Raw genomic sequence first — 13,627 nt, 5'->3', positions numbered from 1 at the left:
AAGTAAAGAAACCAGCAAGTGGTTGCTGGTTTCTTTTAATTGGAACGCGAGACCTATGGCAACATTGCATCTAAGCGGTACACAACTTGAAGCACAAACACCCGCCATCCCCTTAAACAAACCCTTTTTGCTTTCGATTGGCATTCTCTATTTACTGGCAATGCATTTTTTTATGCCCAACCCTGGTGGCTCAGGTCTAGCTTTATCTTTTAATCCAACCACTTGGCTTACCCTTAGTTTTACGCTCTCATTAGGTCTGTATCAACTCGCATCTAACCGTAGGTTACGCTATTCCAAACTGACCATCGGTCTTTTCATCAGTTGTACCATCATGACGATTCCGCTGTTTTATACGAATGCTCAAATTGAGTCGTCGTTGAGTCGAATGTTAGGACTATGGACTGGGCTGCTTTTTTTTGTATTGCTGCAACAATTTCGTTTTAGTAACAAACATAAGCAGCGATTACTCTGGTTTATCGTACTCGCGGTATTGATTGAAACTCTATTTGGTCTGTACCAATACTTTTTGCTTTCACCCGATAATATTTTTGGCTACAACACCCTCATCAACCGCCCTTACGGCATTTTTCAGCAACCGAATGTGATGGCGAGCTTTCTCGCGACAGGGCTAGTTATGTCCGGCTATTTACTGGCTCGTCAACCGAAAAAGTACAATCAGCATGTTAGCGAAGTGAGCCTACTTTATGTCACTCCACTGCTCACTGCACCGTTGCTGGTGATATTAGCCTCGCGCACTGGCTGGATTGGCGCGGTACTCGGCACGCTTTTTGTTCTGCCTTACCTATTTAAATTTTCGACGCCTAAACGGTTTTGGGGATGGAGCGCTGCAACGCTATTGGGTATTGCTTTAGGGTTTGTCGCTGTCTATTCCCAAGGCACGGGCGATTTTCTAGAGAATAAGGCTGATTTAGAGAGCCCTCGCCGTTATACCTTTCCTCAAACCATCGATATGGTCATAGAAAAACCCTTCACGGGTTATGGCTATGGCAAGTTTGAATCTGAATATTTGCTTTATACTGCAAGGCAACACCAATTAAACCCTAGCTACCAACCGGGGTTAGCGTCGATGGATCATCCTCATAATGAATTACTATTCTGGGCGGTGGAAGGCGGTTTGTTACCTGTGCTAGGGATCACACTGGCCATGCTTTTCGTGCTCATGCGGATGTATTCGGCCAAGAAAGGGACCAGGCTTGCGATGTTCGCCCTTTTCATCCCTATCGTGTTGCACAGCCAACTCGAATACCCATTTTACCATTCTGCCATTCATTGGATAACCTTCATTATTCTGCTTTTTTGGGTTGATCAACGCGTGGCTAAATACCGTTCGGCCCCTTTTGGCCTTATCAGTAAATCCCTGTTTCGAGTATTGAGTTTAGTAGTGCCGATTTTGACTGGCTTTTATATGCTCAGCGCACTGCACAGTAATTACGTGCTTACCCAATTTGAGAAATCTCAACCCAAGAACCCGGATATCCTACAAAAGGTGACGAACCCTGTGGTTTGGAAAGACCGTTTTGATTGGGATGTCTACAGCACTTACCTCAACATTGGCCTGTATAATCAAGATCCTAAATTGATTACGCCATACATCGACTGGTCATTGGCCATCATAAAACATAAACCGCGTCCTGCTTTTTACAATAATCTGATCTTGGCTTACCAAGGTATTGGTGACGAAAGCCGCGCCGAGCAAATTCGCTCCGAAGCCGCATTTTTGTTCCCCAATATGGATTTCAGTGAGGTGCAGTATAGTCCGCCAGCCAGTTCGGCTGATCGTTCGTCTGCCAATTAAATTGAGTATATGAGCCTTATTCATTAAAAAAGCTTTCCCAAAAATAGAGAAAGCTTTTAACCGTTGAGCTTATTTCACACTCCAACCAGTAGATCTCACTGCCAGATGAGTGGCTTACGTCACTGGTGGAAAATCCAACACCATGGTAGCAACGCTGAAATAGATGATCACCCCGATAGAATCCGCAATGGTCGTGATCAACGGAGCACTGGCTGACGCAGGATCGAGCTTAAACTTATTCAGAATGAACGGAAGGAGCATTCCAACAATACAGCCAATAATCACCACAATTTGCATCGTTACCGCAACGACAAAAGCGATATCACTGCCGCCTCGCCAAAAACCCAATAAAGAGACAGCAATGGCCATTGTTGCCCCTAATAACGCCGCAATCCCTAACTCTCGCACCAACATGGATAGCCAATCTTTCATCACCACTTCACCAGTGGCTAAGGCTCGAACCATTAACGTTGCTGACTGGGATCCTGCATTACCGCCGCTATCAATCAATAGTGGTAAGAAGAAGACCAAGGCGACATAGGTTTGAATCGTCTCCTCAAAGTACGCAATACCAGCACCAGAAAAAAGATTACCAAAGACTAACAACACCAGCCAAAACACACGTTTCTTGTACATTAGCCATACGCTGGCTTCTTTAAGGTTACCGGTAAAACCAACCGCAGCGACTTTATGAAAATCCATATCCGCTTGCTGCTCGGCCACGTCCATCGCATCGTCATAAGTCACTATACCGACCAAACGAAATTGCTCATCAAAAACAGGCACCGCAAGTAAATCGTATTTACTGATGGCTTGCGCTGCACACTCTTGATCTTCATCGGCTCGCACAAACACTGTCTCTTTGGTCATGATGTCAGAGACAAGCGAGGTTGGTTGTGCCAGCACTAAATCCTTAAGCGAAAGTGTACCAAGTAAGCGATTCTGTTTATCAATCACATACGCTTGATAGATGGTTTCCCTCTCGTTGGCCATTTCACGTAAACGCGCAATCGCCTGCTGCACATCATCATCGGCGTTTAACGTCGCATAATCTGTCGTCATGATAGAGCCGACCGAGCCTTGAGGGTAGGCTGCAAGTTGTTGTACATCTTGCCGCTCTTGTTGATCCAGTAGAGCAAGTAGCGGCGGTTGGCGCGTCTCATCCAAGTGAGCATATAAGTCAGCCCTTTCATCATGGGGCATAACTTGAAGCACTTTCGCAAGCGCTTCGAGCGGCATTCTCTCCACCACTTTTTCTCTGATAGGCTCAGAAAAATACCCCAATAGCGCCGCTTGACGAGCGATTGGCATCAATTGCACCAGCTCAAAGACATCCTCTTCGCTCAAGGTCTGATTAGCCAACTGCTCAGCGAAGACTTGAGCAATATCAGCGATGGGATACTGTTCCATTAATTGATTTAAGTTTAATGGGTCACGATTAAAATTAATCGCAGCGAGTTCTAACGCTATTTTTTGTAATTTCATTATCATATCTCAGCCGATATTTAACTTTAAAAATAAACATAATAATTTTAAAGCTTATTTTTAGAATCAATGTATTCAATGAATAACTTAAATTTTAAGCACACTGTTCCAATCTCACTAAAATTTCATTTAGTGAAGTTGAGCGACTTATTTTAAAGTTTGTTAATATTTATTATATAGAATAGGCGCCAATCACTCGATTCCGACTATCGATGATAGGAATCATAGGCAAATGACTGTCTAATAATAACTTTCTAGCTTGAACCTTATCCATTAAGGCCGATACGGCAATATCGCTTTTGTGCATAATATCTTTCATGATGATATTCATCTGTGATACCACCACCTTGCTTAAATAAACAAATCCTAAGTATTCACCTGCATCACCAGAGATAAAGATAAGGTTTAAACGCTTATCGGTTAAGGACGATGAGCGTAGAATCGCAATCACCGCCTCTACAGATAGCGATGCGCCTACACAAATAAAGTTGTTATCCATTTCGGTTTGAATAGAGTGAGCAGCAGGTAGCCGGTTGCCCATAGCTAATGATGTGTTGTACATAACCATCTTTGTATCTCCTTGAAACTATCAAGGCAAAGAAACCAAATTATGCAGAAAATCCACGTAACTGAGCTGCAATAAGCTTATACCATCAAGCTCAAGCATTCCCCGCCTTGAACAAGCAAGTTAGGAGAAGATAAAGTCAGTCAAATAGAGAAGCCGTGTACTTGCGAAAGTTCTAGCGGTGTACAGATGACACGCAAGAAATTCAAAAGCATTCACGCTCTAGCCAGTAGAAACGCTGTATTGAATAAATCATATGATCGACTTAAACAAACACGATACTCTATAAAAAGAGTGTGATATTGACAGGAGAGAACAAGAAAAGGAGCTTCGTTAGTATGAATACCAACTTAGCAAAAGCGAGGCTTTAAATGAAAAGTTGGCAACAAAACGTAGGCTTTTCTACTAACCAGAAAATACCACACTTGGATAATCGACTACTCGACGAGTCCATAGGTTTCTATTGCACCTCTAAAAAGTTAATAATAAGTATGCTTTCTCAGCGCGGTTATCCTAACGCAGATAAAATAATGGTCAACCAAAACAATCGAACAATGTTCATTTTTTACAATACCATGACAATACAAAGTAGCATCCAAACCTGTTCTAATATTTAGGCCACAAACTTTAGCATCGTATATTTATTATAAATACACAAAATGCCACTTATATTCATAGGAGTAATTAAACCATTAACGGAAGAATTTATCTTAAGACATCAATCACGAGTATTCCACTCACGCTAGGGAAGAGCTAACAATAAAAATGAATTTTATGATTGATGCTGAGACGAACAACATTCGGCATCAGCACCACTAAAAAGGAGCAAATGCTCCCTTATGTAGTTTCTTTGTTAATTTGTTAATGACTCTTCTAACGCCCGCAAGCATAAGGCCACGTTTTCACTGCGCGCCCCATACCCCATTAGACCAATACGCCACGCTTTACCCGCTAAAGTGCCAAGGCCTGCGCCGATCTCCAAGTTGTATTGATTGAGTAAATGCGCGCGCACTTTAGCCTCATCAACCCCCTCTGGAATATAGATCGCATTCAATTGCGGTAAACGGCAATCTTCAGCAACGACAAATTCAAATCCTAATTTTTCTAGGCCCAGCTTTAATTTGTCATGCATCACACGATGACGTGCCCACGCCTGCTCTAGACCTTCGTTTTTCAACACCAGCAAGGCTTCATGCAATGCGTACAAACTGTTAACTGGCGCAGTGTGGTGATAACTGCGCTTGCCTGCACCGCTCCAATAACCAAGCACTAAGCTTTGATCTAAAAACCAGCTTTGAACGGGGGTTGTGCGAGATTGAATTTTTTCAATCGCTTGCGCTGAAAAAGTCAGTGGCGATAAACCCGGAGGGCACGATAAGCACTTTTGGCTCCCAGAATAGACGGCATCGAGCTGCCATTGATCCACATAAAGTGGCACGCCGCCTAAGGATGTCACCGCATCTACAATACTCAGCATGTTGTTTTGCTTAGCCAGCAAACCTAATGCTTGCGCATCACTCAATGCACCAGTTGACGTTTCTGCATGGACAAACGCGAGAATTTTAGCATCAGGGTTAGCCTGTATGGCTTGCTCGACTTTATCGAGCGAAACGGGGGCTCCCCATTCATCATCCACCAGCACCGCCTCTCCGCCACAGCGCACTACATTCTCGCGCATACGCTCGCCAAAAACGCCATTGCGACACACGATGACCTTATCTCCCGGCTCAATCAGGTTGACAAAGCACGCCTCCATACCTGCGCTGCCCGGCGCGGAAACCGCGATGGTAAACTCATTTTCCGTTTGAAAAGCGTATTTAAGCAGCTGCTTTAGCTCATCCATCATCTGGATAAAAAGCGGGTCTAAGTGGCCAACGGTCGGCCTGCTCAGCGCTTGTAATACTTGAGGGTAAATATCTGACGGGCCTGGCCCCATCAAAATTCGCTGGGGTGGGTTAAAACTGGTAATGGACATAGTTGCTCCTTGCTTGCGGCCAAATGCGAATACCCAGAGTAAAACAAATCCGCTGATGCAACAATTCGACCGAAGTCTAGAGGTCAAACCAGTGTCACACTCTGGTTAATTTTATTTTACATTTGGACTTAATTAGCGATTGACATTAACAGTTCAAAAACGTTCAATGAATGAGCTATCTAGCAGAAGAGGAGCACTGCCCAGGCAGATGTTTTGTGGAGCCTCAACTCCAATACAAAACATTAATGGGGAGCAGTGCCGAGATAAACCAAGGTTGTGGATTTGGTTTATCGGTTGAATGGGCTGAATCCCTTCAACTGTCATCAGCAATCCTGATGAAGAGCTTCTGAGGTAAACCAATCATAAAAACACCTCTTTATTTGCTCTAGAAAAACTCTCTTCAAACATTGGACGTTGGTACACCAACACTATTTTTATTTCAGGAAGTCGTGGGAGAAATGCCGTGAGCGCATTCAATGTCGCCAAATTTGGCGGAACAAGCGTTGCTAACTTTGAAGCAATGAGCCTTTGTGCCGCTGTGATCGAAAATAATCCAGAGACCAAATTAGTCGTGAGCAGTGCCTGCTCTGGCGTGACGAATTTATTGGTTGAATTAGCCAATGGCGTACAAGATGCCAATCAACGCTTAAGTATTATCAAGCAGTTAGCTGATATTCATCATGCGATTATTGATAAACTTGCCGACCCGCTACAAGTTGAAAAAGAGGTACACTCAATTTTAGATATGGTGGCCAGTGTCGCAGAAGCGGCCTCTTTTCAAGCGAGTAAAAAACTGACCGATCACTTAGTGGCTTGTGGCGAGTTAATGTCGACCTTCATTCTGACGCAATTACTGCGTGAACGTGGCATGGATGCGATCCGTTTTGATATTCGAGAAGTGCTGCGTACTGATGATCACTACGGTCGGGCAGAACCGCAATTAGAACAGATCCAGCAATTAGCCCAAGAGAAGTTAACACCACTTTGTCTGCAACACGTAGTGGTAACTCAAGGTTTCATCGGCGCTGATGAGCAAGGAAATACAACCACATTGGGCCGAGGCGGCAGTGATTATTCTGCGGCCTTGATCGCCGAAGCGGTACAAGCTTCTGGCTTAGAAATTTGGACTGATGTGCCGGGGATTTATACGACCGACCCACGCATTGCGCCTAAAGCCGCTCCGATTGCGGAAATAAGCTTTAGCGAAGCATCGGAGATGGCAAACTTTGGCGCTAAGATTTTGCATCCATCGACGTTGCTGCCCGCGCTTCGCCACGATATCCCTGTGTTTGTCGGCTCCTCAAAAGAGCCTGAAAAAGGCGGCACTTGGATCCGTAAACGTGTGGAAAGCTCACCTCTATTTAGAGCCTTGACCCTACGCTGCAATCAAACCATGGTTACGCTACGCAGCGCTAGCATGTTTCACGCATACGGCTTTCTTTCGAAGGTGTTTGAAATTTTAGCCAAACACAAAATTTCGGTGGATCTGATCACCACCTCTGAAATCAGCGTCTCATTAACATTAGATAAAACCGATACCTCAGGTGGAGCACCTGAACTGCCTCAAGCGGTGCGCTTAGAATTAGAAGAGCTGTGTAAAGTTGAAGTCGAACATAATCTGTGTTTAGTTGCGCTGATCGGCAATAACATGAGTGAAAGCAAAGGCTATGCAAAACAAGTTTTTAGCACCTTAGAAGATTTCAATTTGCGTATGATTTGCTATGGTGCCAGCCCGCACAACCTCTGCTTTTTATTACACGAGTCGGTTTCTAAAGCGGCAATTCAGAAACTTCATCAAGACTTGTTTGAACGATAAAACCACATTGAGTAGTAACACGCTGAATAAAAAACAGGTTGGCTTAGCCAACCTGTTTTTTATTACTTAATCTAAATTCGGCCCAAGCCATTTTTCCGCTTCTTGCGCATTCCAGCCTTTACGTTGTGCGTAATCTTGCATCTGATCTTGTTGAATTTGTGCAATGGCAAAATAACGAGAGTCAGGATGCGAGAAGTACCAACCCGACACCGAAGCACCCGGCCACATAGCGTAACTGGTGGTTAAAGACATATCGATGGTTTGCTCAACCTGCAACATCTCCCACAAGGTGCCTTTTTCCGTATGCTCAGGACACGCAGGATAGCCCGGCGCTGGGCGTATACCTTGATATTTCTCACGGATCAAATCATCGTTCGACAACTCTTCGTCAGCAGCATAGCCCCAAATTTCTTTACGAACTTGCTGATGCAAATATTCCGCAAAAGCCTCAGCAAGACGATCAGCTACCGCTTGGATCATGATGGCGTTGTAGTCATCGCCTTGCGCTTTATATTGGTCTGCTAATTCTCGCTCACCAATTCCGCCTGTCACGGCAAATGCACCGATCCAATCTCGTTTACCACTCTCTTTTGGTGCAATGTAATCGGACAGGCAGTAGTTATAACCTTTGGGCTTTTCGGTTTGTTGGCGTAAGTGATGCAGAACATGAGCAACCTCGGTGCGCGATTCATCGCGATACACTTCGATATCATCCCCCACACTCGCGGCCGGGAATAAAGCGCAAATACCGCGAGCCTTGAGTAGCCCTTCTCGCTCAACTCTATCAAGCAATGCATTAGCATCATGGAATAAACTTTGCGCTTCCTCTCCCACCTCTTCGTGTTCAAAAATCGTCGGATATTTACCCATCAATGACCATGTCATGAAAAATGGTGTCCAGTCGATGTAACGACGAAGGGTAGCCACATCAAAATCATCAAACACATGTACGCCCAATTTAGCCGGAACTGGCGGCGTATAGTTATCCCAATCGATAACCGCTTTATTTGCCCTTGCCACTTCTAATGAGACGGGTTTAGTACGTGGGGTTTTACGGTGATGTTGATCACGCGTGCGTTCATAGTCGATGTTTAATTTTTCCACAAAAGCAGGACGTAACTCATCAGAAAGAAGCGAAGAACAAACGCCTACTGCGCGCGAAGCATTGTTCACGTACACAACTGGCTGGTGATAATTTTGCTCAATTTTAACTGCGGTATGTGCTTTAGAGGTGGTTGCTCCGCCAATCAAAAGCGGTAATTTAAACCCTTGTCGCTCCATTTCTTTGGCGACGTGCACCATTTCATCTAAAGAGGGAGTGATGAGGCCGGATAACCCAATGATGTCGACATTCTGTTCTTTCGCGACTTTGAGGATCTGCTCGCATGGCACCATAACGCCGAGGTCAATGATTTCGTAGTTATTACACTGCAAAACGACGCCAACGATATTTTTGCCGATGTCGTGTACATCCCCTTTAACTGTGGCAAGAAGGATTTTGCCATTATTAGAACCTACTTGCTTAAGCGCGTTGATGTAGGGCTCTAAATGCGCAACGGCTTGCTTCATAACGCGCGCCGATTTCACTACTTGCGGCAGGAACATTTTCCCTTCGCCAAAGAGGTCGCCGACCACGTTCATTCCATCCATGAGAGGCCCTTCGATCACATCCAATGGGCGAGTGGCATTTTGACGAGCTTCTTCCGTATCTTCAACAATATACTCGGTGATACCTTTGACCAACGCATGCTCTAAACGTTTTGCGACTGGCCATGAACGCCATTCAAGCGCACTGGCATCCTCTTCCTTACCGACACCTTTGTTCGCATATTCAGCCGCAATATCCAGTAAGCGTTCAGTGCCATCGCTGCGGCGATTGAGAATGATATCTTCGACTGCTTCACGCAGTTTCTCAGGCACGTTATCGTAAATCTCAAGCTGACCGGCATTGACGATGCCCATGTCCATGCCGTTTTTAAAACAGTGATAAAGGAATACAGCATGGATCGCTTCACGCACATAGTTGTTACCGCGAAAAGAGAAAGAGACGTTGGAAACCCCGCCGGAAATCATCGCATGGGGTAAATTACGTTTGATATCAGCCACGGCTTCGATAAAGTCCACAGCATAATTATTATGCTCATCAATACCAGTCGCAACCGCGAAAATATTCGGATCAAAAATGATATCTTCAGCAGGGAAACCAACCTCATCAACCAAAATTCGATAAGCTTTGGTACAAATTTCAAGTTTTCGCTCACGGGTATCCGCTTGGCCTACTTCATCAAACGCCATCACGATCACAGCAGCACCATAGCGGCGAATGAGTTTAGCTTGTTCAACAAACTTCTCTTTCCCCTCCTTGAGGGAAATCGAGTTCACAATCCCTTTGCCTTGAATGCATTTGAGACCTGCTTCAATTACCTCCCACTTAGAAGAATCAACCATGATTGGTACTTTGGAAATATCCGGCTCAGAAGCGCATAAATTGAGAAAGCGGACCATGCAAGCTTGCGCATCCAACATCCCTTCATCCATATTGATATCGATGATTTGTGCACCGTTTTCGACCTGCTCTCGAGCAACATGCAGCGCCTCATCATACTGCTCATCTTTGATTAAACGCTTAAAACGCGCAGAACCAGTGACGTTAGTTCGCTCACCTACGTTGATGAATAAGCTCTCTTTGGTAATCGTCAGCGGCTCTAGACCGGATAGACGACAAGCCACTGGAATATCGGGTAACGCTCTTGGTTTCACACCTTCGACCACTTTTGCCATTTGTCTAATGTGCTCAGGAGTGGTTCCACAACAGCCACCAACAAGGTTCAAGAATCCTGCTCGCGCCCATTCCCCGATGTGCTTCGCCATCTCATCGGCTTCAAGATCATACTCACCGAATGCGTTAGGCAACCCCGCATTGGGATGAGCCGAGACATAACATTCGGAAATACGTGATAGCTCTTCAACGTATTGGCGCAATTCATCCGGACCGAGTGCACAGTTCAAACCAAATGAGATAGGCTCAACGTGTCGCAGTGCATTATAAAAGGCTTCGGTTGTTTGCCCAGAAAGCGTTCGACCAGAGGCATCGGTGATTGTCCCTGAGATCATCACGGGCAGTTTGTAACCCAACTCTTCAAACACACAATCCACCGCAAAGGCACAGGCTTTAGCATTTAAAGTATCGAAAATAGTTTCAATCAAAATTAAGTCGCTGCCGCCACGAATTAAAGCACGTGTTGATTCTGAGTAAGCTTCAACTAATTGCTCAAAGCTGATATTTCGAAAACCAGGGTCATTCACGTCAGGGGAGAGCGAGCAAGTGCGGTTTGTTGGCCCTAGCACTCCTGCTACATAACGAGGTTTCTCAGGCGTTTTCGCCGTCCATTCGTCAGCAGCTTCGCGTGCAAGTTTTGCAGCAGCGAAATTGATCTCATCGCTAATGGCTTGCATATCGTAGTCGGCCATTGCGATGCTCGTCGCGTTGAAGGTATTCGTCTCGAGGATATCAGCACCTGCTTCCAAGTAAGCACTATGAATTTCTTTGATTAACTGAGGCTGCGTCAAGACGAGAAGGTCATTATTTCCTTTCAGATCGCTTGGCCAATGGGCAAAGCGATCTCCGCGGTAATCTTGCTCTTCCAATTTATAGCTCTGAATCATGGTGCCCATGCCACCATCAATCAATAATATTCTCTGTTGCAATTGAGCTTCAATTTGACTTCTAACTTCTCTTCCCACAGTACAGCCTCATTCCTTTTGGTTATTCGCTCATCCTATCATATAACCATTAGAAATCTAGACGTCTAAACTTCACTTTAATTATCGTTTGATACATCGGCAATCATGGCTAAAAAGTGTTTGCTATTTGTACATCATCCAAGGAGAATTTCATTCATATTTTGTTACACGACGAGAAAACAATGTCTGTCTATTACACTTTATGCTTCCTATCAGGAGCAGCAATGTTGATTGCCTTTCTAAACAGTAAGATAGGCAATATGCAAACCACTATCGCCATTACAGCAGGATCGATGATGTTGTCATTATTGATCTTAGTTGCAGGTCAAAATGATTGGTTTCATCTAACTCAAATAGCGACAGAAACCGTCAACAGTATTAACTTTGAAAATTTTCTGCTCAAAGGAATACTCGGTTTTCTACTTTTCGCTGGCGGCCTAGGCATCAAATTACCCAACCTAAAAGATCAGAAATGGGAAATCGCGGTTCTTGCACTAGGCGCAACGCTATTTTCAACCTTCTTCATCGGTTTTGGGCTATACGCCTTCTGTCAATTTATCGGTATTCACTTCGATCTCGTTTACTGTCTGCTATTTGGTGCACTCATATCACCAACAGACCCAATAGCCGTATTAGCTATTGTTAAAAAGTTAAATGCACCAAAACGTATTTCAACCCAAATCGAGGGAGAATCGCTCTTTAATGATGGTTTTGGTTTGGTTATCTTTGTCACTATTTTCACTATTGCATTTGGTACAGAAGCACCAACCATAGGTAGTGTAACTATGTTGTTTATTCAAGAGGCAATGGGGGGCATCCTGTATGGCCTAGCTCTTGGGCTATTATTCCACTACCTCATCAGCGCCACCGATGATCACTCAATGGAACTGCTTTTAACCATTGGTATACCGACTGCTGGCTATGTTTTTGCAGATGTTATTCATGTTTCCGGGCCTTTAGCTATGGTTGTATCAGGGATAATGATCGGCAACTGGACACGCTTCATTGGCTTTTCAAAAGAAAGTGAAGAACACCTTGACCACTTTTGGGAATTGGTTGACGAATTTTTGAATGGTGTGCTCTTTCTACTTATCGGTATGTCGATGCTACTCTTCAAATTCCATGAAGAGGACTGGATATTGATGGCTTTCGCCATTCCTCTTGTCTTATCTGCTCGCTATCTAAGCGTTTTTTTCTCTTACATCGGCTTCCAGCGTTACCGCTCCTACAACCCATGGTCAATAAAGATACTAACTTGGGGAGGACTGCGAGGTGGGCTAGCACTAGCAATGGCACTTTCTATCCCATCTGGCATATTAGTTATCCCAGACAAGCTTATTGATGTAAAAGAGATAATCCTTGTTATGACCTACGCTGTCGTGGTGTTCTCAATACTTATTCAAGGTTCAACAATTACCCCATTGATAGACAAAGCAAAACAAGCTGAAAAGTCGTCAGTGTAGAAAGAAAACTGTCAGTAATGACTGACCAAATCAATTTTATCCCTAGCCGATGTTCTAGAACATCGGCTTTTGCTATCTTTACTTTGTTGCTCCTCTTTCTATATCTACTGTAATACCAATTTAAAAAATATGATCTAATTAAGGCTGTTGAACTATGGTGAAATATCACTATGGATAGCTTTAGTAACACCTATTTAAAAAGCTGGCGAACCCTATTCAGATGAAGGTGTGATGATGGCTCTCGCACACCCCAAAGAAAGTCATTCACGTACACAAATAATCACACAATAGCTTAAAGTCAGCCGAACAAGTTTGAACAAACAGGTTCAATGATTATTGAAGAAGGACGCCAAGTAAAACTACGGACTACTAAGCGAGCCCTAGCTAATCAGAGTGTTACGGATTACAAGGAGTGAATATGTAAGTATGCGTGGAATTGATTTTTAGAAGACGGCACTGAGAGTGATAAAAAATAAAATGCTATTTTTCTCAAACGAAAAAAGCCCTGCTATTACTAGCAGGGCTTCCTAATAAGTGGCGGAGCGGACGGGACTCGAACCCGCGACCCCCGGCGTGACAGGCCGGTATTCTAACCAACTGAACTACCGCTCCGCAGCGTGTCTGGTTAGACAATATTCAAAGCCTGGCGATGTCCTACTCTCACATGGGGAGACCCCACACTACCATCGGCGCTGTTGTGTTTCACTTCTGAGTTCGGCATGGAATCAGGTGGGTCCACAACGCTATGGTCGCCAAGCAAATT

General features: G+C 44.4%; 7 protein-coding genes, 1 tRNA gene, 1 rRNA gene and 1 riboswitch. Of the genes, 3 read left to right on the top strand and 6 right to left on the bottom strand.

Annotated features, from left to right (window positions below; genetic code table 11):
• Window positions 1-22: 22 nt before the first annotated feature.
• Entirely contained in the window at window positions 23-1,816 is a 1,794-nt protein-coding gene (locus AACT42_RS21225) for a PglL family O-oligosaccharyltransferase (RefSeq protein WP_094133112.1), read from the top strand.
• 114 nt (window positions 1,817-1,930) lie between these two features.
• Here AACT42_RS21225 and mgtE read toward each other — a convergent pair whose 3' ends face one another.
• The 3 genes from mgtE to AACT42_RS21210 form a co-directional block, all read right to left on the bottom strand.
• On the bottom strand, window positions 1,931-3,307 hold the full coding sequence (gene mgtE / locus AACT42_RS21220; protein ID WP_088731551.1) for a magnesium transporter: 1,377 nt from the start codon (window positions 3,305-3,307) through the stop codon (window positions 1,931-1,933).
• Between the two features lie 166 nt (window positions 3,308-3,473).
• Window positions 3,474-3,869: a hypothetical protein gene (locus AACT42_RS21215; RefSeq protein ID WP_017050669.1), complete on the bottom strand. Its 396-nt coding sequence runs from the start codon at window positions 3,867-3,869 to the stop codon at window positions 3,474-3,476.
• 850 nt (window positions 3,870-4,719) lie between these two features.
• On the bottom strand, window positions 4,720-5,841 hold the full coding sequence (locus tag AACT42_RS21210) for a pyridoxal-phosphate-dependent aminotransferase family protein (protein ID WP_094133180.1): 1,122 nt from the start codon (window positions 5,839-5,841) through the stop codon (window positions 4,720-4,722).
• A 178-nt stretch (window positions 5,842-6,019) separates the two neighbouring features.
• Window positions 6,020-6,195: riboswitch (Lysine riboswitch) on the top strand.
• Window positions 6,196-6,304: 109 nt separating this feature from the next.
• Between AACT42_RS21210 and lysC the strand changes: the two genes are divergently transcribed.
• Window positions 6,305-7,657 (top strand): lysine-sensitive aspartokinase 3, encoded by a 1,353-nt coding sequence (gene lysC / locus AACT42_RS21205; protein WP_017043419.1) that lies wholly within the window; start codon window positions 6,305-6,307, stop codon window positions 7,655-7,657.
• A 66-nt stretch (window positions 7,658-7,723) separates the two neighbouring features.
• Here the strand turns inward: lysC and metH are convergent, their stop codons facing one another.
• Window positions 7,724-11,401, bottom strand: a complete 3,678-nt coding sequence (metH, locus tag AACT42_RS21200; RefSeq protein WP_094133181.1) for a methionine synthase — start codon at window positions 11,399-11,401, stop codon at window positions 7,724-7,726.
• 182 nt (window positions 11,402-11,583) lie between these two features.
• On the opposite strand from metH, the gene AACT42_RS21195 reads away from it, so the two are divergent.
• Window positions 11,584-12,864 carry a cation:proton antiporter gene (locus AACT42_RS21195; RefSeq protein WP_094167900.1) on the top strand — a complete coding sequence of 427 codons (1,281 nt, stop codon included), beginning with the start codon at window positions 11,584-11,586 and terminating at the stop codon, window positions 12,862-12,864.
• 535 nt (window positions 12,865-13,399) lie between these two features.
• Here the strand turns inward: AACT42_RS21195 and AACT42_RS21190 are convergent.
• Both AACT42_RS21190 and rrf read right to left on the bottom strand, forming a co-directional pair.
• Window positions 13,400-13,476 (bottom strand) — tRNA-Asp (locus tag AACT42_RS21190).
• Between the two features lie 29 nt (window positions 13,477-13,505).
• Window positions 13,506-13,621, bottom strand: a 5S ribosomal RNA gene (gene rrf, locus AACT42_RS21185).
• Window positions 13,622-13,627: the final 6 nt, after the last annotated feature.

This window comes from Vibrio sp. V15_P4S5T153, assembly GCF_963874485.1.
Lineage (GTDB): Bacteria > Pseudomonadota > Gammaproteobacteria > Enterobacterales > Vibrionaceae > Vibrio > Vibrio anguillarum.
The sequence above is the reverse complement of the archived record's forward strand: the minus strand, read 5'-3'. Positions and strand labels throughout refer to the sequence as shown.